The organism is Mesorhizobium sp. M0518 (assembly GCF_040321125.1).
Taxonomy (GTDB): Bacteria; Pseudomonadota; Alphaproteobacteria; order Rhizobiales; family Rhizobiaceae; genus Mesorhizobium.
The window spans coordinates 1-22,203 of sequence record NZ_JAMYQY010000041.1 but is presented as its reverse complement, the minus strand read 5'-3'; the positions used below and the strand labels follow the sequence as shown (position 1 = coordinate 22,203).

General features: G+C 63.9%; 23 protein-coding genes. 17 read left to right on the top strand and 6 right to left on the bottom strand.

What is annotated here, in order from left to right:
• Positions 1-144: 144 nt before the first annotated feature.
• From NKI66_RS31840 to NKI66_RS31825, 4 genes are all read right to left on the bottom strand, one after another.
• Positions 145-663 (bottom strand): YcnI family copper-binding membrane protein, encoded by a 519-nt coding sequence (locus NKI66_RS31840; RefSeq protein ID WP_023812487.1) that lies wholly within the window; start codon positions 661-663, stop codon positions 145-147.
• Positions 664-693: 30 nt separating this feature from the next.
• Positions 694-1,233, bottom strand: coding sequence for a copper chaperone PCu(A)C (locus tag NKI66_RS31835; protein WP_352440836.1), 540 nt, complete (start codon positions 1,231-1,233; stop codon positions 694-696).
• A gap of 97 nt (positions 1,234-1,330) precedes the next feature.
• The gene (locus NKI66_RS31830) at positions 1,331-1,687 is read right to left on the bottom strand and encodes a DUF2946 family protein (protein ID WP_352440835.1); all 357 of its coding nucleotides are present in this window, start codon (positions 1,685-1,687) and stop codon (positions 1,331-1,333) included.
• A gap of 194 nt (positions 1,688-1,881) precedes the next feature.
• Positions 1,882-2,784, bottom strand: a complete 903-nt coding sequence (locus NKI66_RS31825) for a GntR family transcriptional regulator (protein ID WP_023812484.1) — start codon at positions 2,782-2,784, stop codon at positions 1,882-1,884.
• A 226-nt stretch (positions 2,785-3,010) separates the two neighbouring features.
• Here NKI66_RS31825 and NKI66_RS31820 point away from each other — a divergent pair, with 226 nt between their 5' ends.
• The 6 genes from NKI66_RS31820 to NKI66_RS31795 all read left to right on the top strand — a co-directional run bounded on the left by NKI66_RS31820 (position 3,011) and on the right by NKI66_RS31795 (position 10,648).
• Positions 3,011-4,516: a UxaA family hydrolase gene (locus tag NKI66_RS31820; RefSeq protein WP_023812483.1), complete on the top strand. Its 1,506-nt coding sequence runs from the start codon at positions 3,011-3,013 to the stop codon at positions 4,514-4,516.
• A gap of 61 nt (positions 4,517-4,577) precedes the next feature.
• Positions 4,578-5,576, top strand: a complete 999-nt coding sequence (locus tag NKI66_RS31815; protein WP_352753968.1) for an aldo/keto reductase — start codon at positions 4,578-4,580, stop codon at positions 5,574-5,576.
• A gap of 300 nt (positions 5,577-5,876) precedes the next feature.
• Positions 5,877-6,869 carry an ABC transporter substrate-binding protein gene (locus NKI66_RS31810; protein ID WP_023812481.1) on the top strand — a complete coding sequence of 331 codons (993 nt, stop codon included), beginning with the start codon at positions 5,877-5,879 and terminating at the stop codon, positions 6,867-6,869.
• Between the two features lie 180 nt (positions 6,870-7,049).
• On the top strand, positions 7,050-8,603 hold the full coding sequence (locus tag NKI66_RS31805; RefSeq protein ID WP_023812480.1) for a sugar ABC transporter ATP-binding protein: 1,554 nt from the start codon (positions 7,050-7,052) through the stop codon (positions 8,601-8,603).
• A complete protein-coding gene (locus NKI66_RS31800; RefSeq protein WP_023812479.1) occupies positions 8,600-9,565 on the top strand; it encodes an ABC transporter permease in 966 nt (321 codons plus the stop codon). The genes NKI66_RS31805 and NKI66_RS31800 overlap by 4 nt, the downstream gene beginning before the upstream one ends.
• Positions 9,566-9,631: 66 nt before the next feature.
• Positions 9,632-10,648 (top strand): zinc-binding alcohol dehydrogenase family protein, encoded by a 1,017-nt coding sequence (locus tag NKI66_RS31795; protein WP_023812478.1) that lies wholly within the window; start codon positions 9,632-9,634, stop codon positions 10,646-10,648.
• A 279-nt stretch (positions 10,649-10,927) separates the two neighbouring features.
• On the opposite strand, the gene phnF is transcribed toward NKI66_RS31795, so the two are convergent.
• Positions 10,928-11,677: a phosphonate metabolism transcriptional regulator PhnF gene (gene phnF / locus NKI66_RS31790; RefSeq protein ID WP_023812477.1), complete on the bottom strand. Its 750-nt coding sequence runs from the start codon at positions 11,675-11,677 to the stop codon at positions 10,928-10,930.
• 132 nt (positions 11,678-11,809) lie between these two features.
• Between phnF and phnG the strand changes: the two genes are divergently transcribed.
• The 3 genes from phnG to NKI66_RS31775 are packed head-to-tail and all read left to right on the top strand — an operon-like array spanning position 11,810 to position 13,996.
• Positions 11,810-12,271 carry a phosphonate C-P lyase system protein PhnG gene (gene phnG / locus NKI66_RS31785; protein WP_023812476.1) on the top strand — a complete coding sequence of 154 codons (462 nt, stop codon included), beginning with the start codon at positions 11,810-11,812 and terminating at the stop codon, positions 12,269-12,271.
• Positions 12,271-12,882, top strand: a complete 612-nt coding sequence (gene phnH / locus NKI66_RS31780) for a phosphonate C-P lyase system protein PhnH (protein WP_023812475.1) — start codon at positions 12,271-12,273, stop codon at positions 12,880-12,882. The genes phnG and phnH overlap by 1 nt, the downstream gene beginning before the upstream one ends.
• 1 nt (position 12,883) lies before the next feature.
• A complete protein-coding gene (locus tag NKI66_RS31775; protein WP_023812474.1) occupies positions 12,884-13,996 on the top strand; it encodes a carbon-phosphorus lyase complex subunit in 1,113 nt (370 codons plus the stop codon).
• 2 nt (positions 13,997-13,998) lie between these two features.
• On the opposite strand, the gene NKI66_RS31770 is transcribed toward NKI66_RS31775, so the two are convergent.
• Positions 13,999-14,202 (bottom strand): hypothetical protein, encoded by a 204-nt coding sequence (locus tag NKI66_RS31770; protein ID WP_023812473.1) that lies wholly within the window; start codon positions 14,200-14,202, stop codon positions 13,999-14,001.
• Positions 14,203-14,267: 65 nt separating this feature from the next.
• Here NKI66_RS31770 and NKI66_RS31765 point away from each other — a divergent pair, with 65 nt between their 5' ends.
• From NKI66_RS31765 to phnE (NKI66_RS31730), 8 genes are all read left to right on the top strand, one after another.
• The gene (locus tag NKI66_RS31765; protein WP_023812472.1) at positions 14,268-15,236 is read left to right on the top strand and encodes an alpha-D-ribose 1-methylphosphonate 5-phosphate C-P-lyase PhnJ; all 969 of its coding nucleotides are present in this window, start codon (positions 14,268-14,270) and stop codon (positions 15,234-15,236) included.
• Entirely contained in the window at positions 15,233-16,009 is a 777-nt protein-coding gene (gene phnK, locus NKI66_RS31760; RefSeq protein ID WP_023760811.1) for a phosphonate C-P lyase system protein PhnK, read from the top strand. The genes NKI66_RS31765 and phnK overlap by 4 nt, the downstream gene beginning before the upstream one ends.
• A 322-nt stretch (positions 16,010-16,331) precedes the next feature.
• Positions 16,332-17,039: a phosphonate C-P lyase system protein PhnL gene (gene phnL / locus NKI66_RS31755; protein ID WP_023812471.1), complete on the top strand. Its 708-nt coding sequence runs from the start codon at positions 16,332-16,334 to the stop codon at positions 17,037-17,039.
• A complete protein-coding gene (locus NKI66_RS31750) occupies positions 17,036-17,653 on the top strand; it encodes a DapH/DapD/GlmU-related protein (RefSeq protein WP_128306073.1) in 618 nt (205 codons plus the stop codon). The genes phnL and NKI66_RS31750 overlap by 4 nt, the downstream gene beginning before the upstream one ends.
• A gap of 277 nt (positions 17,654-17,930) precedes the next feature.
• Positions 17,931-18,788, top strand: a complete 858-nt coding sequence (gene phnC, locus NKI66_RS31745; protein ID WP_352753966.1) for a phosphonate ABC transporter ATP-binding protein — start codon at positions 17,931-17,933, stop codon at positions 18,786-18,788.
• A 92-nt stretch (positions 18,789-18,880) separates the two neighbouring features.
• Positions 18,881-19,789: a phosphonate ABC transporter substrate-binding protein gene (gene phnD / locus NKI66_RS31740; protein WP_023812467.1), complete on the top strand. Its 909-nt coding sequence runs from the start codon at positions 18,881-18,883 to the stop codon at positions 19,787-19,789.
• Between the two features lie 57 nt (positions 19,790-19,846).
• On the top strand, positions 19,847-20,803 hold the full coding sequence (gene phnE, locus NKI66_RS31735) for a phosphonate ABC transporter, permease protein PhnE (RefSeq protein WP_023812466.1): 957 nt from the start codon (positions 19,847-19,849) through the stop codon (positions 20,801-20,803).
• 2 nt (positions 20,804-20,805) lie between these two features.
• Positions 20,806-22,173, top strand: a complete 1,368-nt coding sequence (phnE, locus tag NKI66_RS31730; RefSeq protein WP_023812465.1) for a phosphonate ABC transporter, permease protein PhnE — start codon at positions 20,806-20,808, stop codon at positions 22,171-22,173.
• Positions 22,174-22,203: the final 30 nt, after the last annotated feature.

Below are 22,203 nucleotides of genomic sequence, written 5' to 3'. Positions count from 1 at the left end.
CCCCCCCCCCCCCCCCCCCCCCCCCCCCCCCCCCCCCCCCCCCCCCCCCCCCCCCCCCCCCCCCCCCCCCCCCCCCCCCCCCACCCCCCCCCCCACCACCCCCCCCCCCCCCCCCCCCCCCCCCCCCCCCCCCCGCCTTGGAGATCATTTCTTCGGCAACAGCTTGATGCCGGGTGCCGGGTTTTCCAGCGCGTCCTCATCCTGGCCGGCTGCCGGGATTTCGATCCAGCGGTCGGCGGCCCCATCGCATTCCTGCACAACCGGGAAGTAAAGCTTCTGGCCGACAGGGAGATCCGCCGTCAGCGTCGCGCGGAAGACGAACTCGTCGTAGAATTCATCTGGCAGGCTGCCGCCGCTCCAGTCGACCTCCTTGACCCCGTCGGCAACCGCCTGACCATAGAGCTGGTAGGATTTGTCGTACTTGCCCTTCTTGGTCTGCAGCGTCCAGCCAGGCTTCGGCATCGGCTTCACCGCGATCACCCCTTCCGGAATCTGCACGCGCACGGCGATCGTCGCCTTGCCCTCGCAACCATGCGGCACGCGCAAAACGGCCTTGTAGGTCGACCCAACGGCCGCTTCCTGCGTTTCGAACGTGATATGCGCGAAGGCGGCACTGGTTCCGAGCACGAGAAGTACTGCGGCCGACAAAAGATACTTGTTCATGATGGTCCCTCAAATTTCAAACTGGCCGGGTCAATTGGCGTGATCGTCCATGGCGCCACCGCCCATGCCTTCGACAGCGAAATCGACGCTGACGGCGCCGGCCTTTTCGAAGGTCAGGGTAGCGGAGAACTTTTCGCCCTGTTTGGGTTGCCGCTTCAGGCCGATGAACATCAAATGATAGCCGCCAGGCGCAAGGGCTACCTTGCCGCCGGCCGGAATTTCCAGGCCGCCGGCAACCGGCCGCATGGTCATGACGCCGTCCTTGACGCCCATCTGATGCAGCTCGGCCTTTTCAGAGACATCGGAGGAAATCGACACCAGCCGGTCCGGCGCACTGCCGTTGTTGGTGATGGTGAAATAGCCGCCGGCGACCTTGGCGCCGGCCGGCGTGGCGCGCGACCAGGGGTGGCCGATTTCGAGATCGCCAACCTTGAACTCATGCGCGAGGACGGACTGGGCGCCTGTGAACAGCAGCGCAAGAGCCAGCACGGCAATGCCGACACGCTCTTCGATGCCGCGTAGAATGCCGCCGGGCATAAGACGCGCGGCGTCAGGGAAAAAATAGGACATGGTTGCTCCATGAAGTGAAGGTCGCGCCGTTGCCGGTCGCGAGCAGTTTGATCTTTGGATGGGTACGCCCACGAAAGGTTCCGCCGGGCAAACAGGCTCAGGCCGTCAGCGGCGGCGCACGCGGGTTCGACGGCGAGCGCTCACGCGCAAAGTCGAGATGGATGACCGCCGGAAAAACAAAGGCGACCGTTTTGAAGGAAAGGCTGCCCAGCGCCAGGCCAGCACCGGGCGGCGGCGCAAAGGCCGCCGAAACCATGCTGCAGCCGAGCACGCAGCATGCCGGAAGATGGGACGGCGGCTGGTTGTCTCCGGGAAGCTGGGTTGCGCCCTCATGGGTGCAGATGACGTTGCCGAAGGCGTCGAGCTGCGATGCATTGGGACTGGTGCCGAAGGCGAATGCTCCGAGCGTCGACTGGAGCAACAGCAGATAGGCCGCGACCAGCGCGACCGGCATGCTCCACCGTCTCCTCGATACGCCCAAAGCCCTGCCTCTTAGCAGCAATGAACCATATCTAGCACGGCGCCGGCGGGTGGAAAATCGCCAAATCGCCGCGGCGCCAACGCGGCAGGCTCAATGCATGTCGCCCAAAAGTATAGCGGTTTTGGGACAACGACATGCATGAACAAGACACTGAACCGCGATGCGGTTCAGGATTTTTGCAGCGACCGGCTCTCCGGGATCGAGGTCAGCAATGTCTGGCGCGCCGACTTCAGGTGCTTGCGGCAAGCGGCGTCGACCTTGCCGAGATCGCGTGATTTCAGCGCCTCTATGTAGACCAGATGCTCACCGATCGCGACTTCGTTGCGCTCGCGTTCCTGCGCCTTGTTCCACTGGTAATGGTAGTGGAAGATCATGGCGATGACATCGTAGAAATCGACGATGAAGCGGTTGCGCGACGCCCGGTGGATGAGCCGGTGGAAGCGCTCGTCGAGTTCGGAGAACTCGGTGAAGCGGGTGGCGATGTCGTTTGCCAACTGGCGATGCTCGTCTTCCAGACGGTCGAGATCGGTCCAGACCGCGCTGTCCTGCGGTAAAACGGCAAAGGCAGCCGCCGAGCGCAGTTCGAACATTTCGCGGATTTCGGTCAGCTCCAGCGCGAAGGCGCGGGTAAAACCCTTCAGCACCCAGTGACTGTTGCGACGCTTCTCGATCAGGCCGAAGCGGGAGAAGCGGATCAGGAACTCGCGCACGCTGGTGGTGCCGACGCCGATCTCACGCGCCAGTTCGAGTTCGTTGATCTGCATGCCGGCTTCGGCGCCGCCGGCGAGCAGCCGACGCATGAACGACCGTTCGATGATCTCGGCCAGCGTGTCGGTCTCTTCCTCGGGGAAGAAATCATCGGGACGCGTCTCGCGCAGCACCGTCTTGGCGCGCTTGTTCCAGGCGATCAGCCCAGTCTCTTCCATGCGCGCGAGAATGGTGCGCACCGTGGTCCGGCTGACGCCAAGCAAGGTGCCCAGTTCCGGCTCCGAAGGCAGGCTGCGCGTTTCGTCGAGTAGCCGCAGGCAGCGGTTGTAGGCATCCTTGTAGACGTTGTTGCTCTTCGACATCCCTGATCCGTTGCACCCGTCGCTTGCCGCGGCCGGTTTGAAGCGCGATATGACGTTCCCATGGCCCTGAAAAGCGAATTCGCTTTCCGGAACACCCAAGGCATGCGGAACTCCCCAGTGAAAAAACAATTGACGCAAAACTGTTTTTTCACGATAAAAGACAATATCTCTAAACAGACGCGTGTCAATCCGTCCGCGCAGCCCAGGATCACCCAGGAAACCGCCCGTGAACGCCTCCAACTGCATTCTTCTGTCCCCCGCCGACAATGTCGCCGTCGCCAACGGCCGCATCGAGATCGGCACCGCGCTGCCGGGCGGTGCCGTCGCCAGTGTGTTGATCGAGCCCGGCCACAAGGTGGCGATCAAGCCGATCGCCGCCGGCGAGGCCGTGGTGAAATACGCCCAGGCGATCGGTCGCGCGACACAGGATATTGCGGCGGGCGAGCACGTGCATTCGCACAATCTAGTGTTCGAATCCGGCCGCTTGCCGGTCGTGCCCCCGAGCGAGGCCGAGCACGCGACGGAGGCCGACCGCGCCCGCACCTTCATGGGCTATCGCCGCGCCGATGGCCGCGCCGGCACGCGCAACTTCATCGGCATCGTCGCCAGCGTCAATTGCTCGGCCACCGTCTGCCATTCCATCGCCGACACCGCCAACCGCACGCTTTTGCCGAAATATCCCGGCATCGACGGCTTCGTGCCGATCGTGCACGGCCAGGGCTGCGGCATGAGCGGCACCGGCGACGGCATGATGGTGCTGCACCGTACACTCGCCGGCTACGCCCGCCACCCGAATTTCGGCGGCGTGCTGATGGTCGGCCTCGGCTGCGAGGTCAACCAGCTCACCCTCTACGGCCAAAAGGGCGTCGCTGCCGGCAAGCGCCATTTCAACATCCAGGACGCCGGCGGATCGCGCAAATCGGTGGAAAAGGCGATGGACGTGCTGGCCGAGATCGCCGAGGAAGTGGGCCAGCTGAAGCGTGAGCCGATCCCGGTCAGCGAGATCGTCGTCGGCCTGCAATGCGGCGGCTCCGACGGCATGTCGGGCATTACAGCCAATCCGGCACTGGGCGCGGCTGTCGATATCCTGGCTGGCGTCGGCGGCATCGGCATCCTCTCCGAGACGACGGAGATCTATGGCGCCGAACATCTGCTTGCTTACCGCGCGGCAACGCCGGAGATCGCGCAAAAGCTCGACGGCTTTGTGAAATGGTGGGAGGACCATGTCGCCAAGCATGGCGCCTCGATCGACAACAATCCCTCGCCCGGCAACAAGCGCGGCGGCCTCACCACCATCCTGGAGAAGTCGCTCGGCGCGGTCGCCAAGGGCGGCCAGACGCCGCTCAACGGCGTCTTCGGCTACGCCGAAAAAGTCACTGGCAGCGGCCTGGTGTTTATGGACACGCCCGGCTACGACCCGGTTTCGGCGACCGGCCAGGTGGCGGGCGGCGCCAACGTCATAGTCTTCACCACCGGCCGCGGCTCCTGCTTCGGCTGCCGCCCGACGCCGTCGATCAAGGTCGCCACCAACTCGACGATGTACCACCAGATGGAGGAGGACATGGACGTCAATTGCGGCGTCATCGCCTCGGGTGAAAAGACCATCGCCGGCATGGGTCGCGAGATCTTCGAACTGATCGTCGAGACGGCTTCCGGCCGCAAGACCAAGAGCGAGGACTTCGGCTACGGCGACAACGAGTTCGTGCCCTGGCATCTGGGCGCAACACTTTAGATTTTACTGATATAAAGTAGACTGCGCGCCGGCCAGTTGGCTGGCCACGGGGAGGTTGTGCATGGAAAGACGCCGCATCGGCCAGACAGCGCTGGAAGTCACCGAGGTCAGCTTTGGCGGCGCTGCACTTGGCGGCCTTTACCGCGCCTGTTCGCGCGAAGCGGCGATGGAGACGCTGCAGGGCGCCTGGGATGCCGGCCTGCGCTATTTCGACACCGCACCCTTTTACGGTTTCGGACTGTCGGAGCGCCGCTTCGGCGACTTCCTGCGCTACAAGCCGCGCGATTCCTATGTGCTGTCGACCAAGGTCGGCCGGCTGTTCCGCCCGGTGTCGGAGGATCAGGTTCCCGATCACTCCTATGTCGATCCGCTGCCCTTCGCGCTCGACTACGACTATTCCTACGACGGCATCATGCGGTCCGTCGAGTTCAGCTATGCGCGGCTTGGCCTAAACAGGATAGACATCCTGTTTGTCCACGACATCGGCGCCTACACCCATGGTGTTGAGAAGACCAAGCTGCACTTTCGCGACCTGATGGACGGCGGCCTCAAGGCACTCGAAGAGCTGAAACGGTCCGGCGTCATTTCCGCCTATGGGCTTGGCGTCAACGAGGTGCAGATCTGTCTGGACGTGATGCGCGAGGCGCCGCTCGACTGCATCCTGCTCGCCAGCCGCTATTCCTTGCTCGACCGCAGTGCCGAAGCGGAGTTGCTGCCCCTATGCCGGGCGCGGCAGACCTCCTTGGTCATTGGCGGCGTGTTCAACTCCGGCATCCTGGCGACCGGACCGGTGCAAGGCGCACATTTCGACTACCGCCCTGCCAGCCATGACGTGCTCGACCGCGTCGGCGCAATGGAAAGGATCGCCGCCGAGGGTGGCTATCCGCTCGCCGCCGCCGCGTTCCAATTCCCCTTGCATGAACCTGCCGTCGCCACCGTGCTGACCGGCACCGCCAAGCTGGCGAACCTGACGCGTAACCTCCAACTGCTCGACATCGACGTGCCGGAGACGGAATACGCCAGATATCGTCCCTACACACTGGTGCAGGAGCTGGCGTGAAACTTCATATTCTTGCGGTCACACGAAGGAATGGATATTCCATATTGACGAAATGGTGGAATTAATATTCCATACATTCCCGGAATGGAACGGAAGCGTGACGGCGTCGATGGGGAGCAGCGCGGTGGATTTGCTTCTGCCAGACCTCGCAAGGACTGATCAAACACCGCTTGCATCGATCTGTTCGATGCATTATCAAAACATGGCAATTGTTTTTTATTGATAAAGTTCTGTTTGGGCCGCGCCTATCCGGACGGAGCTTCCGTAACGTTCACCGGGCGACTTTAGGGAGGAAACCTCATGAAATTCGCGACCAGCATTCTCAACCGCCGCGCCGTCATGGCGCTGGCAGCAGCTTCGATGCTCGCCGGCGTCATGCATTCGGCGCCGGTTTCGGCGGCGGACGTCACCATTCCGATCATCGTCAAGGATACCACGTCGTTCTACTGGCAGATCGTTCTGGCCGGCGCCCGCAAGGCCGGCAAGGATCTCGGCGTCAACGTGCCGGAACTCGGCGCCCAGGCTGAAACCGACGTCAACGGCCAGGTCTCGATCCTCGAGAACGCCGTTGCCAGCAACCCGGCGGCCATCGTCATTGCGCCGACCGAGTTCAAGGCGCTTGGCAAGCCGATCGATGAAGCCGCTGCCAAGGTCAAGGTCATCGGCATCGACTCCGGCGCCGACTCCAAGGCCTTCACCTCGTTCCTGACCACCGACAACGTCCAGGGCGGCCGCGTCGCTGCCGACGGCCTCGCAGCCGCCATCGGCGCCGCCAACGGCGGCAAGATCGAGGGCGACGTCGCCCTGATCACCAACGCACCGGGCGCCGGCTCGCTCGAACAGCGCAAGCAGGGCTTCACCGAACAGCTGGCCGCCAAATATCCGGGCCTCAAGCTGGTCGCCGATAAATATGCCGACGGCCAGGCCACCACCGGCCTCAACATCGCCACCGACCTGATCACCGCCAACCCGAACCTCAAGGGCATCTTCGCTTCCAACCTGATCATGGCGCAGGGCGTCGGCCAGGCTGTCGCGGAAAACAGCCTTGGCGGCAAACTGGCGCTGGTCGGTTTCGACAGCGACGAGAAGCTGATCAAGTTCCTCAACGACGGCGTCATTTCCGCCCTCGTCGTCCAGGATCCGTACCGGATGGGCTATGACGGCATCAAGACCGCACTCGCCGCCTCCAAAGGCGAAAAGGTCGAAGCCAATGTCGACACCGGCGCCAATCTGGTGACCAAGGACAACATGAAAGACCCCAAGATCGACGCGCTGCTCAATCCGAAGCTCTGAGCCGCATCCGCAATCGTCTCCGGGGCACCTCGCCCCGGAGACACAAGCTGCCGCACAAACGGCTTGGCAATCCGCACGCCTGAGCTAGGCTGTTTTCGAGGCATATCCTTGCCTCGCCGCGTGCCAATCGTGAGGCCAGCCTGGGAAGCCAATCCGGGAGGCCAATCTGGGAGGATTGTCATGATTTCGACGGCGCAGGAACTGCATCCCACACCCGTTCTGGAACCGGGGCGGACCATCCTCGAATTGCGCGGGCTGGAGAAGCGCTATCCCGGCACCCACGCGCTGAAGCCGGTCGACCTCGCCTTCAAGTCCGGTGAGATACACGCCATCGTCGGTGAGAACGGCGCCGGCAAATCCACGCTCATCAAGCTTCTGACCGGCGTCATGCCGCGCACCTCCGGAGAGATCGCCTGGGAGGGCCAACCGGCCGCCCTGGCGACGCCGCACGAGGCGATGGCGCTCGGCATCAATGCCGTGCACCAGGAAGTCGTGCTGTGCCGTCACCTGACTGTCGCCGCCAACATGTTCCTAGGCGAGGAGAATTCACGCTTCGGCATCCTGCAGCAGCGCGCCATGGTCAGGCAGGCGCAGACGATCATCGACGATCTCGGCTTCGACCTGCCGGCGCATGTCACCCTTGGCGACCTGACCATCGGCCAGCAGCAGTTGATAGCCGCCGCCCGCGCCACCGTGCGCGGCACCAAATTCCTGATCTTCGACGAGCCGACCGCCTACCTCACCCGCAAGGAGGCCGACCAGCTCTTCACCTTGATCCGTCGGCTGAAGGATGAAGGCGTGACGATCATCTACATCAGCCACCGCATGGAGGAAGTGTTCGAGCTCGCCGACCGTGTTTCCGTGCTGCGCGACGGCACGCTGGTCGGCACCCGCAACATCGCCGAGACCAACGATGCCGAGCTGGTCAAGATGATGATCAACCGCTCGATCGAGCAGGTCTATCACAAGGAGCATTTCACGCCGGGCGCCGCCATTATCGAGGCGAGAAGCCTGTCCGGCAAGGGCTTCGAAAATGTCTCGATGACGGTCCGCGCCGGCGAGATCGTCGGACTCTATGGCCTGATCGGCGCCGGACGCAGCGAGTTCGTCACCACGCTTTACGGCCGCCACCGCAAATCCGCCGGCCAGATCCTCTGGGAAGGCAAGGAGGTGCAGGTCAATTCCGAGCATGACGCGATCAAGCTCGGCATGGCGCTGGCGCCGGAAAGCCGCCGCGACCAGGGCCTCTGCCTCAACCTGCCGGTCGGCTTCAACCTCAACCTGCCGATCTACAAGCGAATCTCGAACAATCTGCTGATTTCGAGCACGCAGGAGAAGACGCAAGCTGATCGCCAGATCGCCGATCTGCGCATCAAGACACCGACGCGCGGCGCGCTGGCATCCAGCCTGTCGGGCGGCAATCAGCAGAAGATCGTCATCGGCAAATGGCTGGCGCACGGCGCCAAGCTGTTCATCTTCGACGAACCGACGGTCGGCGTCGATGTCGGCACCAAGGCCGAGATCTACCGCCTGTTCGGCGCACTTTTGTCAAAGGGCGCCGGCATCATCCTGATCTCGTCCTATCTGCCGGAAGTCTATGAACTCGCCGACACGCTGCATGTGTTCCGGCGCGGCAAACTGGTGGCGACGCACGGTTTTCACGCCGCCAGCCACGAGGATATTCTTACTCAGGCGCTCGCCGAGAAACAAGAAAAGCTGGGAGGACAAATATGAGCACCGAGGCGATTGCCGTCGAAAAACCGAAGCGCAACTATAATGTCCTGTTTGGGCTGACGCTTTTGGCGCTGCTGGTTCTGCTCTGGATCCTTCTCTCCGTGGCGACGACGAGCTTCGCCTCCGCCAACAACATGGCCAATCTCTTGCGCCAGGGCTCGATGATCGCCATCATGGCGGTCGGCCAGACTTTCGTCATCATCACCGGCGGCATCGACCTGTCGGTCGGCGCCGTGGTCGGTTTCGCCACCGTGGTCGTGGCCATGATGATCAATGCCGGCTTCCCCATCTGGCTCGCCATTCTGGTGACGCTGCTGGTCGGCGTCGCCATCGGCATGTTCCACGGCTTCGGCATCGTCAAGATGGGCCTGCCGCCCTTCATCATCACGCTGGCAACGCTGACCTCGCTGCGCGGCATCGGCCTTTTGATGACCAACGGCAATTCGATCAACATCAACAGCGACACCTTCACCGCCTTCTCGCGCAATTCCTTCATCGGCATCCCCAACCTGTTCTGGATGGTGATCCTGGTCGGCATTCCGGCCTATATTTTCCTGCACCACAGCCGCTGGGGCCGATACCTGTTTTCGGTCGGCTCCAACGCCGAGGCCTCGCGCCTGTCCGGCGTCAATGTCCAGCGCACCATCTACATGGCCTACACGCTGTCGGGCCTGTGCGCCGCCTTTGTCGGCGTGCTGCTGGCGGCCCGCATCGGCATCGGCAACCCGACGCAGGCCGAGGGCTGGGAGCTGCAGGCGATCGCGTCTTCGGTCATCGGCGGCACCTCGCTGTTCGGCGCCGTCGGCTCGGTGCATGGGCCGCTGCTCGGCGCCTTCATCCTGGCCACCATCAACAACGGCGCCAACCTGCTCAACGTCAACTCGTTCTGGCAGCGCATCATCACTGGCGCGCTGATCATCATCATCGTCTACTTCGACGGCCTGCGCCGCCGCGGCAAGTAGCGATCCCGCAATCAACCGCCGGCCCGCCACACCAACGGGCCGGCGATTTCATGACTGGATTAGCGCATGAAAGCCGTCCTCTGCCGTTCGCCCGGCGATCTTGTCCTTGAAGACCGGCCCGCACCAGAGGCACCGCCTCCCGGCTGGGCGCTGGTGGCGGTCAGCCATGTCGGCATCTGCGGCACCGACTACCACATTTTCGAGGGCAAGCACCCCTTCCTCGCCTATCCCCGCATCATGGGCCATGAGGTGTCGGGAACGATCGTCGAGGCCGGCGACGGCGTCGATCTTGCCGTTGGTGAGCCCGTGGTGATCAACCCCTATCTTTCCTGCGGCAAGTGCATCGCCTGCCGGCACGGCAAGCCCAATTGCTGCGTCAGGATCGAGGTCTTGGGCGTGCATCGAGACGGCGCCATGTGCGAACGGATTCTGGTGCCGGCGCAAAATCTCTATCCCGCCAACGGCCTTTCGCTGGCCGACGCCGCCGCAGTCGAGTTCCTGGCCATCGGCGCGCATGCAGTGCGGCGCGCCCGCGCCGACCCCGGCGCCCGCACGCTGGTCATCGGCGCTGGCCCGATCGGGCTCGGCACCGCCATCTTCGCCCGCATCGCCGGGCTCGACGTGACGCTGCTCGACATGAGCAGTGAAAGGCTCGCCTTCGCCGCAAATGAGCTTGGTTTCCAGACCCTCGACGGGTCGCGCGGCGCGGTGCCCGATCTGGTCAAGGGAGCGACATCAGGCGAAGGCTTCGATGTCGTCTTCGACGCCACCGGCAACACCCAATCGGTGCAGTCGGCTTTCGCCCATGTCGCGCATGGCGGAACGCTGGTGCTGGTCTCCGTCGTCAAGGACGACATCAGCTTTTCCGATCCGGAATTCCACAAGCGCGAGATGACGCTGATCGGCAGCCGCAACGCGCTGCGCGCCGACTTCGATCACGTCGCCGCCTCGATCCGCAACGGCGCCGTGCCCCTGGCCAAGCTCGTCACACACCGCACCACACTCGCCGGCACGCCGCGCGATCTCGCCCGCTGGGCACACGAGAAATCCGGCCTGATCAAGGCTGTGATCGAGGTCGGATAGAGGCGCCTGTTCGACACGAATTCGGAGATCGTTGAGCGCCCAACTTGGTAGATCTGATGCTTTGGCGACTAGCCGCAACATCCATCGCTTCGTCATCCTATGGCGGAGCGAGGAGCGAAGCGACGCGGCGCAGACCATAGGATCCATGCCGTGACCTGAGAGCGTTGCTTCGGTGCAGAATTCTGCGCCGCTGCGCTCTTCGCCCGAGATCGCGGCATGGATCCTTGGGTCTCCGCGACGGAGCTGCGCTCCTGCTTCGCCCAAGGATGACGACGTTAGCTACAGCGCCGACAGCTTCAGCTCCACCCGCTCGGCCGGGAAGCGCGACTCGGAAAACTGGATCGGCTGGCCGTCCGGCGTGACGTTGACGGCAACCGTGACCAGCACGATGGCGCCCGGCAGCAGGTCGAGGTCGGCAAGGTCCGCCGCATCGGCATGGCGCGCCGACAGCACGGTCGATTGCCGGAGATAGTCGTCGATGCCGAAACGCGCCAGCGATGCGGTGATCGAGCCGGTTTGCGCCATCGCGGCATCGATGCCGGCAAAGCGCCGGGCCTCGAACCAGCCGGCAGCACGCGACACCGGCCGTCCGTCGGCTTCGCCGCGCGTTTCCAACCGGATCACATCGGCTCCCCTGGCAAGGCCAAGGCCCTCGGCAACGCGCTGGCTGGCCGGCTCGATCGACGAGGCGAGCAGGACGATGTGCCGTTCCGTCGTTTGCCCTTGCAGCCCTGTCGAAAAGCGTGTGCGCGCGCCGATCGGATAGGACAGCCGCTTGCGCGACAGTACGAAGGTGCCGCGCCCCTGCTCGGCCCGCAGCACGCCTTCCCTTACAAGGGCCGATATGGCGCTGCGCACCGTGTGACGGTTGACGCCATAGCGTTCTGCCAGCGCCACCTCCGGCGGCAACGCTGCATTCTCCGTGAAATCGCCGATGGCGATCGCATGCAGGATCTTGTCGGCGATCTGCCGCCACAGCGAAACGCCACTGCGCCGCTCGATGCTGTCCGCTGCCAGCCGCCCGACTATCATTGCCCCAACCTTCCAGCGCCCAGTCTTATATCGCTGTCATCCACCCGTCATGGACACGCATTAGATAATAGGTATAATTTGTATAGTTGTCTATATCAATAGACAAATTGACAAAGAGGAATGCTGCTGATGCGAGGACAGGAAGCCCGCGACCAGGCCGAGCGCAAGGCCGCCATGGCGACACTGGCGCAATCCAGCGGCGATGACATCGTCCGGCTCTGGAATGAAGCCGGATTGCCTTCGGAAGCAGAACTGCTGCGCGGCCCCGAGACCGGGCTGGTCACCGTGCGCGGCCGCATCGGCGGCGGCGGCGCGCCCTTCAACGTCGGCGAGGCGACCGTCACCCGCGCCACCGTCCGGCTGCCCTCCGGGCAGGTCGGACATTGCTATGCGCTTGGCCGCGACAAGCAGAAGGCGAAGCTGGCGGCCATCGCCGACGCGCTGTGGCAGGACCCTGCCCGCCGCAATGAAGTCGAGACCGGACTGATAGCGCCCCTGCGGTCGGCTCTGACCGCAGCGCATGAAAAACGCCGCGCCGAGACGGCGGCAACGAAGGTGGATTTCTTCACCATGGTTCGCGGAGAAGACTGATGGACATTGCAGCGCAATCGATAGAGGGCGGTTTCGCCGATCCGGTCTTCAATGCCCAGACGGTGTTCCGCGCCGTCATGGACGCAATGGCGCGGCCAGGCAGCGTGCAGCCGCTGCCGGCCTTCGCCCGCCCGCCGGCGCCGCTCTCGGCGGCCGCCGGCGCCATCGCACTGGCGCTGTGCGATAACGACACCCCGCTCTGGCTCGACCCGGCCCTGCAAGCTTCCACCGCGATCAGATCCTGGCTTGGGTTCCACACCGGCGCGCCCGTGGCCAACACACCGGCCGATGCGCATTTCGCCTTCATCGCGGCCCCGGCCGAGATGATGTCGCTCGATGGTTTTTCGCAGGGCACGCAGGATTATCCCGACCGTTCGACCACGCTGATCCTGCAAGTCGGCGATCTCGTCTCCGGCACGCCGCTGTTGCTTGAAGGTCCCGGCATCGAAACCAGCGCCACGATCGCGCCGGCACAGATGCCGCGCCATTTCGTCGAGCAGTGGAAACAGAACATCAAGCGCTTTCCCAGAGGCGTCGACATCATACTCGCCACCGCTGATGGCATTGCCTGCCTGCCGCGCACGACGCGCATCAAGACGATGGAGGCGTAAGATGTATGTCGCGGTGAAAGGTGGCGAAGCCGCAATCGCCAACGCCCACAGCCTGCTTGCCGACCGCCGCCGCGGCGACCGTTCGCTGCCGGCACTACGTCTCGACCAGATCGTCGAGCAGCTGGCGCTCGGCGTCGATCGGGTGATGAGCGAAGGCTCGCTCTATGATCGTGAACTGGCCGCACTCGCCATCGTCCAGGCGCGCGGCGACATGATCGAGGCGATCTTCCTGGTGCGCGCCTATCGCACCACGCTGCCACGCTTCGGCTACTCCAGGCCCATCGACACCGCCGGGATGCTGGTCGAGCGACGTGTGTCGGCGACCTACAAGGATCTGCCCGGCGGCCAGTTGCTCGGGCCCACTTTCGACTACACCCACCGGCTGCTCGATCCCGAGCTTGCCGCCGGCGCTGACGTCGCCCAGCCCTTGCTGCGCGAGACGGAAGCGCAAGCCATGCCGCGCGTATCGGCGATCCTCGACCGCGAAGGCCTGATCGAACCCGACGGCGACATGCCGCAGGATCACGTCCCCGGCGACATCACCCGCGAGCCGCTCGAATTCCCGATGGCGCGCGACATCCGCCTGCAGGCGCTGTCACGCGGCGATGAAGGGTTTCTGCTGGCGCTCGGCTATTCCACCCAGCGCGGCTATGCCCGCAACCATCCCTTCGTCGGCGAGATCCGCATGGGCGAGGTCGAGCTCGAGCTCGACGTGCCCGAGCTGCCCTTCGCGGTGCCGCTCGGCACTGTCCGCGTCACCGAATGCCAGATGGTCAACCAGTTCAAAGGCTCGGCCAAGGCGCCGCCGCAATTCACCCGCGGCTACGGCCTGGTCTTCGGCCAGAGCGAGCGCAAGGCGATGGCGATGGCGCTGTGCGACCGGGCGCTGCGCGCGAAGGAGCTCGGCGAGGATGTCGTCGCCGCGGCCCAGGACGAGGAGTTCGTCATTTCGCATTCCGACAACGTCCAGGCGACCGGCTTCGTCGAACATCTGAAGCTGCCGCACTATGTCGACTTCCAGGCCGAACTCGACCTCGTGCGCCGTATGCGCGCCGAATACGACGCCCGCGGAAATGCCGACATGCTGGAAGACAAGAAGGAGGCGGCGGAATGAGCCTAGTCGCCCGACCCGCCATCACCGCCACCGCTGTCGTGCGAATGGTCGCCATGCCCGCCACTGTAGCCGCCGCCGATGCCAACGCTCTCGCCATGCGCGCCTTCCCTGGCTGCGGGAAAAACCATTCTTCGGAGGATAAACGCGACCACGCCGACGAACGCCAGCAGCAGAATTCCGATATGCAGCCAAGCGGTCTGGGTCATCCGATTTCGCCCCTGTTTCCGCGTCCTGGACGCCAATTCAATAGCACAATGTGGATGTGATCGCCATGACCGACATCGCCACCTACAACTTCGCCTATCTCGACGAGCAGACCAAAAGGATGATCCGCCGGGCGATCCTCAAGGGCATCGCCATTCCCGGCTACCAGGTGCCGTTTGCCTCGCGCGAAATGCCGATGCCCTATGGCTGGGGCACTGGCGGCGTCCAGGTCACGGCTTCGATCATCGGCCCGGACGATGTGCTGAAGGTCATCGACCAGGGCGCCGACGACACCACCAACGCGGTCTCGATCCGCGCCTTCTTCAAGAAGGTCGCCAACATCGCGGTGACCACTGATACCGCCAGCGCCACCATCATCCAGACCCGCCATCGTATCCCCGAACATCCGCTGACGGCGGGCCAGGTGCTTGTCTACCAGGTGCCGATCCCGGAACCCTTGCGCTTCCTCGAGCCACGCGAGACTGAAACGCGGAAAATGCATGCGCTGGAGGAATACGGCCTCATGCATGTGAAACTTTACGAGGACATCGCCAAACACGGCCGCATCGCCACCACCTATGCCTATCCGGTCAAGGTCGAGGGCCGCTATGTGATGGACCCGTCGCCGACGCCGAAATTCGACAATCCCAAGATGCACCGCTCACCGGCTTTGCAGCTGTTTGGCGCCGGGCGCGAAAAGCGCATCTACGCGGTGCCGCCCTTCACCGACGTGGTCAGCCTCGACTTCGAGGACCATCCGTTCGAGGTGCAGACCTTCGACCAGCCCTGCGCGCTGTGCGCGGCAGAGAATGTCTATCTCGACGAGGTCATCCTCGACGACCATGGCGGCCACATGTTCGTCTGCTCCGACACCGACCACTGCGAGAAGCGGCGCAACGCCCCTACCTCCCCCTTGTGGGGAGGTCGCGCCGAAGGCGCGGGTGGGGGTCTTGACCAATCCACGCCCCACTCAACCCCCACCCCGGCGCTGCGCGCCGACCCTCCCCGCAAGGGGGAGGGTAAGGAGATACAATGACCGACGAACCGCTGCTGCGCGTCTCGGCGCTCTCCAAATTCTACGGCTCGCGCGTCGGCTGCGACAACGTCTCCTTCGACCTGTGGCCGGGTGAAGTCCTGGCTGTCGTCGGCGAGTCCGGCTCCGGCAAGACGACACTGCTCAACTGCCTGTCGACCCGGCTGCTGCCCAGCTCCGGCACCGCCAGCTACCGCATGCGTGACGGCCAGTTCCGCGAACTCTACCGCATGAGCGAGGCCGAGCGCCGCTTCCTGATGCGCACCGACTGGGGTTTTGTCCATCAGAACCCCGCCGACGGCCTGCGCATGACGGTATCGGCCGGCGCCAATGTCGGCGAGCGGCTGATGGCGGTCGGCGACCGTCATTACGGCAAGATCCGCGCCACCGCGGTCGACTGGCTGTCGCGCGTCGAGATCGACGAGGACCGCATCGACGACGAGCCGCGCGCCTTTTCCGGCGGCATGCGCCAGCGCCTGCAGATCGCCCGCAACCTCGTCACCGGCCCGCGCCTGGTGTTCATGGACGAACCGACGGGCGGCCTCGACGTCTCGGTCCAGGCGCGCCTGCTCGACCTGCTGCGCGGGCTGGTCACCGACCTTGGTCTCGCGGCCATCGTAGTCACCCACGACCTTGCCGTGGCGCGGCTTCTGTCGCAGCGCATGATGGTGATGAAGGACGGCCGCGTCGTCGAAAGCGGTCTCACCGACCGCGTGCTCGACGACCCGCGCGCGCCTTACACGCAGTTGCTCGTTTCCTCGATTCTGCAGGTTTGACGATGAAGTCTCAAAGCGCGTGTTCGCGAAACCTTGGCGCGAGGCACCCCCCTCTGGCCTGCCGGCCATCTCCCCCGCAAGGAGGGAGATCGGCTGTCCCTGCTGCGTTCACCAATTACCAAGGCTGCAAGAAAAGCGCTGCGGGTGAAGCTGCCAATCTCCACCCTTGCGGGGGAGATGTCCGGCAGGACAGAGGGGGGTGCCTCGCGCCGACACCTCGCAAACACCCGCTTCGAGATTTCACCGTTATTCCGCACATGCAATTGCATTGGCCAGAGGGGGGTGCTGGCCCGCAAACCAACAGCGATTGGAGGACCTTCTGATGCCGACGCCCCTCGTTGTCTCAGACGTCGCCAAGAGCTTCACCATGCATCTGCGCGACGGCATCAAATTGCCTGTTATCGCCGGTGTCTCGTTCTCGATCAGGGCCGGCGAATGCACCGTGCTCGGCGGCCCGTCCGGTGCCGGCAAGAGCTCGATCCTGAAGATGCTCTACGGCAACTACGCCGTCGACGAAGGCCAGATCATCGTCAGCCACGATGACGGGCTGATCGACCTCGCCACTGCCAGCCCGCGCACCGTGCTTGCCGTGCGCCGGCAAACGATCGGCTATGTCAGCCAATTCCTGCGCACCGTGCCGCGCGTTTCGGCGCTGGATGTCGTCGCCGAACCGCTGGTCGAGCGCGGCGAGGATCGCGAGATTGCCCGCGGCAAGGCACGCGCCTTGCTGGCGCAGCTCAACCTGCCGGAGAAACTCTGGGCATTGCCACCTGCGACCTTCTCCGGTGGCGAGCAGCAGCGCGTCAACATCGCACGCGGCTTCATCACCGAGCATCCGATCCTGCTGCTCGACGAGCCGACCGCCTCGCTCGACGCCAAAAACCGCGATGTCGTGATTGAACTCATCGCCGCCAAGAAGGCGGCTGATGTCGCGCTGCTCGGCATCTTCCATGACCACGACGTACGCGAGGCGGTTGCCGACCGCATCATCGACGTCACCGCTTTCGCTCCCGGAAAAATCGCCGCATGACCAGGAAATTGTCCGAGACGCCGCTGGTCCATCCGACGGCGGATGTGCAGAATTCGACGCTCGGCCGCTGGACCGAGATCGCCGACCGCAGCCGGGTGTCGGAAAGCGAGCTTGGCGACTATTCCTACATGATGCAGGACTGCGCCGTCTGGTGCGCGACGATCGGCAAGTTCGCCAACATCGCCGCCAGCGTGCGCATCAACGCCACCAACCACCCGACCTGGCGGCCAACGCTGCACCATTTCACCTATCGCGCCTCGGACTACTGGGACGACGCCGAGCACGAGACAGAATTCTTCGCCCAGCGTCGCGCCAGGCGAGTCACCATCGGCCACGACACCTGGCTCGGCCACGGCTCGACCATCCTGCCCGGCGTCACCGTCGGTGACGGCGCGGCGATCGGCGCCGGAGCCGTCGTCTCGAAGGACGTCGCCCCCTACACCATCGTCGCCGGCGTGCCGGCCAAACCGATCCGTGAGCGCTTCGACCGCCGCACCGCCGACCGTTATCAGGCGCTTGCCTGGTGGGACTGGGATCATGCCAGGCTGCGCGCTTCGCTCGACGATTTCCGGGAACTATCGGCCGAGGCCTTCCTGGAAAAATACGAAGGATAATTCTTCACATCATCGTCATGGCAGCCACATGGCAGGACCTGTTCGATGACTCTCTCAAGCTTTTTCGAGCAGCAGGCTCCCGTGATCGAAATCAAAACTCCCGCCTTCTGCGGCTTCAGGGACATGGAGCACTTCGAGGACCTGCTGGCCCTGGGCCGGCCATAACTCCACACCTGTGGAGCGTAACAAAACTGACATCACCGCGACACGGCAGGTTCATGTGGCTGCGTTAGGCGAGTGCCTGACGATCAATATGGTCCAGACTGGAACCTGCCCCATGTCAGCAAATTCCGCCACGCTCGAAATCCGCGGTGTCAGCCGCCGATTTGGTAAGAACACCGCCGTCAGCGACATCAACATCGCCATCCCACAGGGTCAGATGGTTGGCATTATCGGCCGTTCGGGCGCCGGCAAATCGACCCTTCTTCGCATGATCAACCGTCTCATCGATCCCAGCCAGGGATCGATCTTTTTTGACGGCGCCGAGGTTTCCCAGTTGCGCGGCTCGCCGCTGCGGCGCTGGCAGCGTGACTGCGCCATGATCTTCCAGCAGTTCAACCTGGTGCCGCGCCTCGACGTGCTCACCAATGTGCTGCTCGGCAAGCTGAACCACCGCTCGACCATGTCAAACCTGTTCGGCATGTTCTCCCGCGCCGAATGCGCCGAGGCGGTCGCAGCTCTCGAGCGGCTCGACGTCGCCCGCACCGCTTTGCAACCGGCCGGCACCTTGTCGGGCGGCCAGCAGCAGCGCGTCGCCATTGCCCGCGCCATGATGCAGCAGCCCAAAGTGATCCTCGCCGACGAGCCGATCGCCTCGCTCGACCCGCTGAACGCCAAGGTGGTGATGGATTCGCTGCAGGACATCAATCTGCGCGACGGCATCACCGTCGTCACCAATCTTCACACGCTGGACACCGCCCGCACCTACTGCAACCGCATCATCGGCATGGCCGCCGGCAAGGTCGTCTTCGACGGCCCGCCGGAAGAACTCAACCGCGAGGCCGTGCGTCTCGTCTACGGCGCCGACAGCAATGGCCAGGAAATCTCCGAGGCCATCACCTCGACCAGCGTTGCCTTCAGCCGAAAGATCGCCGCATCCGCCGGACCGCTCGAGCCCGCATTCCCGGGATACTGAGAGCGGCCTGGATCGACAGCCCGCGTCAAGGGCACCTGTCAAAATCGAGAACGCTGCCGGCGCGGGGCCGGAACCTACAGGAGAGATTACAGATGTTCAGGAAGATGGTTTTCAGCGCCGTTTCGGTGCTCGCCATGGCGACCAGCATGGCCCAGGCCGCCGACATGAAGGAATTTCGCGTCGGCATCCTCGGCGGCGAAAACGAAACCGACCGGCTGCGCAACTACCAGTGCCTCGCCGACCATCTGAAGGCCGAATTCGGCTTCGAAAAGGTTTCGCTGTTCCCCGCCGCCGACTATGACGGCGTCATCCAGGGCCTGCTTGGCGGCACGCTCGACTTCGCCGAACTCGGCGCTTCCGGCTACGCCAGCATCGCTCTCAAGGACCCGAAGGCGGTCACCCCGATCCTCACCACCCAGCAGACCGACGGCGCCACCGGCTACTATTCGATCGGTCTGGCGCTGAAATCCTCGGGGATCACCGATATCAAGTCGGCCAAGGGCAAGAAGCTCGGCTACGCCGATCCGGATTCGACCTCCGGCTATCTGATCCCGCTGACCCAGATCCCGAAGGACACCGGCGCTTCGAACGAAACCTTCTTCGCTTCGACCCAGTTCAACGGCGGCCACGAGAACAACGTTCTGGCCGTGCGCGACGGCAAGGTCGATGTGGCGGTGGACGATTCCTCCGGTATCGGCGACTTCAAGGACGGCTACACCTCGGGCACCTTCCACAAGGAAGTCGCCAAGGGCGCCGTCGACCCCAACGACTTCGTCGAAGTCTGGCGCTCGGGCCTGATCCCGAACGGCCCGCTGGTCGTGCGCACCGCGCTCGGCGACGAGATGACCGCCAAGCTCGCCGACTTCTTCACGCAGTTGCCGAAGAAGGACAAGGCTTGCTTCGAAGGCGTCGAAGGCGGCGACTTTACCGGCTACGTCCCGGTTAAGGCGGACTTCTACAACGTCATCGTCGAAGCCCGTAAGGCAGCCATTGGCGGCTAACGGCGAAATCAGGAAGGGCGGCGTCGAGAAAACGCCGCCCTTCTTGCATGTCCGATCATGACCCTTTCCGTGACAGCCCCTTCCGGCGCCACTCACCAGATGGCCGACGCCTGGCGTCGCAAGACGTCCTTGCGCCGGCTCTACACCGCCATCGGTGTCGGCCTTCTCATCATCGCGCTCGGCAGCACAATGTGGTTCGCCGACGAGGCCAATGCCGGGCATTTCTTCGACCGGTTGCCGCATTTGCTGGACTTCCTGAGCTGGCTCGTCCCCAAGGACTGGAACGATGTCTGGCGGGCGATGTTCGACATCGCTTCCCCGCATGACACCGGCACCCAGGAATTCAACTTTCCGCTTGGCCGCTCCTATGTCTGGGGCAGCTTCTACATCCCCGAATATTTCGAGCTGATGCTGACCACGCTCAACGTGGCGCTGGTCTCGACCTTCATCGGCTTCGTCTTCGCCGTGCCGTTCTCCTTCATCGCGGCGCGCAATCTGACGCCGCATCCGGTGCTGCGGCAAATCGTCAAGCGCCTCATGGAGCTGCTGCGCGCCTTTCCCGAGATCGTCATCGCCGGCCTGTTCGCCGCCATCGTCTCGATCGGCCCGATCGCTGCCATCATCGCCATCGGCCTGCATTCGATCGGCGCGCTGGGCAAGCTGTTCTACGAGATCAACGAGAACATCGACATGCGCGCCGAAGAGGGCCTGAGGGCTGTCGGCGCCAACTGGTTCGAGCGGGTGCGCTTTGCCAGCCTGCCACAGGTGCTGCCCAACTTCATGTCCTACACGCTGCTGCGTGTTGAGATAAATGTCCGCATTTCCACCATCATGGGCGCGGTCGGCGGCGGCGGCATCGGCGAGGAGTTGAAGCTGTCGATCTCGCGCGGCTTCGGCGCCAAGACGATAGCCCTCGTGCTGCTCCTGTTCACGACGATCTTCATCGTCGACCAGTTCTCCGCCTGGCTGCGCCGCAAGCTGGTCGGCGAGCAGGCTTTCGTGGTGGGGGCTTGACCATGGCTGCCTTGACCGCCGATCAAATCCAGTCGATCGAAGAGCGCTTCCCGCAGGTGTTCCAGCGGCCGTTCCACAAGCGCTTCGGGCCGCTGATGCTGCTTGGCGGCATCTTCCTCTACCTGCTCTATGCCTTGTGGTTCTTCAACCTGCCGCAGGTCATGCGGGAATCGCACTGGGAGCGGCTGCCGCTGTTTCTAACCCAATGGATCAGCTACGACGTGCAGCCGATCTTCCGCCTCGACGAAACGCGGATCACCGCCAAATATCCACGCTTCTCGGTGCTCGGCCCGAACCCAGATCCGGACTGGGTCAAGACCAATGCCGATGGTTCGGTGACGGTCCTTATCGACGGCGCCGCCAAGTCGGTCACCTTCAGCAAGACGCAAGCGACGATAACTGCCAATGGTGAGACCGTTGCGGTCGTGCTTGGCACCGGCAAGCCGCTGATCTCGGGGCCGGTTCCCGGCTGGATCACCGCGCATGAAGATGAGGTCGTCGCCGACATGGGCTTTGCCGGCGAGGCCCGTGTCGCCGTTGACCGCGTCAGGATCCGAAAGCGATTTCTCGGCTGGGCAAACTTCGTCTTCGACACCCGCTCGCCGTTCTTCGGCAAGTCGGCAAGCGAAGTCGCCTCGCTGATCGTCTCCGGACCGGAACTGAAACCAGGCACGTCCAACCTGGCACTGGCCGGCGACAACATCTGGAACAACGCCCAGTGGCAGCATGGCGATGTCTGGACGAAGCTCCTGCAGACCATCGTCATGGCCTTTCTCGGCACCATGCTGGGCGGCATCGTCGCCTTTCCGCTGGCCTTCTTCGCCGCTCGCAACATCACGCCCAGCCGGCTGGTCAACCAGGTGCTCAAGCGCTTCTTCGACTTCATGCGTTCCATCGACATGCTGATCTGGGCGCTGTTCTTCACCCGTGCCTTCGGGCCGGGACCGCTGGCGGGCAGTGCAGCCATCTTCTTCACCGAGATCGGCACGCTCGGCAAAACCTATTCCGAGGCGCTGGAGAACATCGACGACAAACCGCGCGAGGGTATTACCTCGACCGGAGCCAACGGCCTTCTGGTGCAGCGCTACGGCGTGCTGCCGGAAGTGGTGCCGGTGTTCATCAGCCAGACGCTCTACCAGTGGGAATCCAACACCCGCGGCGCGACCATCATTGGCGCTGTCGGCGCCGGCGGCATCGGCCTGAAGCTGTGGGAAGCGATGCGCACCAACTCCAACTGGGCCAACGTCTTCTACATGGTGCTGCTGATCCTGGCCGTTGTCTTCATCTTCGACAACATCTCCAACTTCCTGCGCCGCCGGCTGAGCCAGACCATCCACGACTACAACAGGATCCAGACTGAGCAGGGGTAGGCGCCGGCTGCCGTCTCATGAGAAGCCGGC

Excerpts from the sequence above, each read along its gene's own strand:
- NKI66_RS31840 (WP_023812487.1), bottom strand. The coding sequence starts at position 663 with ATGAACAAGTATCTTTTGTCGGCCGCAGTACTTCTCGTGCTCGGAACC.
- NKI66_RS31835 (WP_352440836.1), bottom strand. The coding sequence starts at position 1,233 with ATGTCCTATTTTTTCCCTGACGCCGCGCGTCTTATGCCCGGCGGCATT.
- NKI66_RS31830 (WP_352440835.1), bottom strand. The coding sequence starts at position 1,687 with ATGCCGGTCGCGCTGGTCGCGGCCTATCTGCTGTTGCTCCAGTCGACG.
- NKI66_RS31825 (WP_023812484.1), bottom strand. The coding sequence starts at position 2,784 with ATGTCGAAGAGCAACAACGTCTACAAGGATGCCTACAACCGCTGCCTG.
- NKI66_RS31815 (WP_352753968.1), top strand. The coding sequence starts at position 4,578 with ATGGAAAGACGCCGCATCGGCCAGACAGCGCTGGAAGTCACCGAGGTC.
- NKI66_RS31810 (WP_023812481.1), top strand. The coding sequence starts at position 5,877 with ATGAAATTCGCGACCAGCATTCTCAACCGCCGCGCCGTCATGGCGCTG.
- NKI66_RS31805 (WP_023812480.1), top strand. The coding sequence starts at position 7,050 with ATGATTTCGACGGCGCAGGAACTGCATCCCACACCCGTTCTGGAACCG.
- NKI66_RS31800 (WP_023812479.1), top strand. The coding sequence starts at position 8,600 with ATGAGCACCGAGGCGATTGCCGTCGAAAAACCGAAGCGCAACTATAAT.
- NKI66_RS31795 (WP_023812478.1), top strand. The coding sequence starts at position 9,632 with ATGAAAGCCGTCCTCTGCCGTTCGCCCGGCGATCTTGTCCTTGAAGAC.
- phnG (WP_023812476.1), top strand. The coding sequence starts at position 11,810 with ATGCGAGGACAGGAAGCCCGCGACCAGGCCGAGCGCAAGGCCGCCATG.
- phnH (WP_023812475.1), top strand. The coding sequence starts at position 12,271 with ATGGACATTGCAGCGCAATCGATAGAGGGCGGTTTCGCCGATCCGGTC.
- NKI66_RS31775 (WP_023812474.1), top strand. The coding sequence starts at position 12,884 with ATGTATGTCGCGGTGAAAGGTGGCGAAGCCGCAATCGCCAACGCCCAC.
- NKI66_RS31770 (WP_023812473.1), bottom strand. The coding sequence starts at position 14,202 with ATGACCCAGACCGCTTGGCTGCATATCGGAATTCTGCTGCTGGCGTTC.
- NKI66_RS31765 (WP_023812472.1), top strand. The coding sequence starts at position 14,268 with ATGACCGACATCGCCACCTACAACTTCGCCTATCTCGACGAGCAGACC.
- phnK (WP_023760811.1), top strand. The coding sequence starts at position 15,233 with ATGACCGACGAACCGCTGCTGCGCGTCTCGGCGCTCTCCAAATTCTAC.
- phnL (WP_023812471.1), top strand. The coding sequence starts at position 16,332 with ATGCCGACGCCCCTCGTTGTCTCAGACGTCGCCAAGAGCTTCACCATG.
- NKI66_RS31750 (WP_128306073.1), top strand. The coding sequence starts at position 17,036 with ATGACCAGGAAATTGTCCGAGACGCCGCTGGTCCATCCGACGGCGGAT.
- phnC (WP_352753966.1), top strand. The coding sequence starts at position 17,931 with ATGTCAGCAAATTCCGCCACGCTCGAAATCCGCGGTGTCAGCCGCCGA.
- phnD (WP_023812467.1), top strand. The coding sequence starts at position 18,881 with ATGTTCAGGAAGATGGTTTTCAGCGCCGTTTCGGTGCTCGCCATGGCG.
- phnE (WP_023812466.1), top strand. The coding sequence starts at position 19,847 with ATGACCCTTTCCGTGACAGCCCCTTCCGGCGCCACTCACCAGATGGCC.
- phnE (WP_023812465.1), top strand. The coding sequence starts at position 20,806 with ATGGCTGCCTTGACCGCCGATCAAATCCAGTCGATCGAAGAGCGCTTC.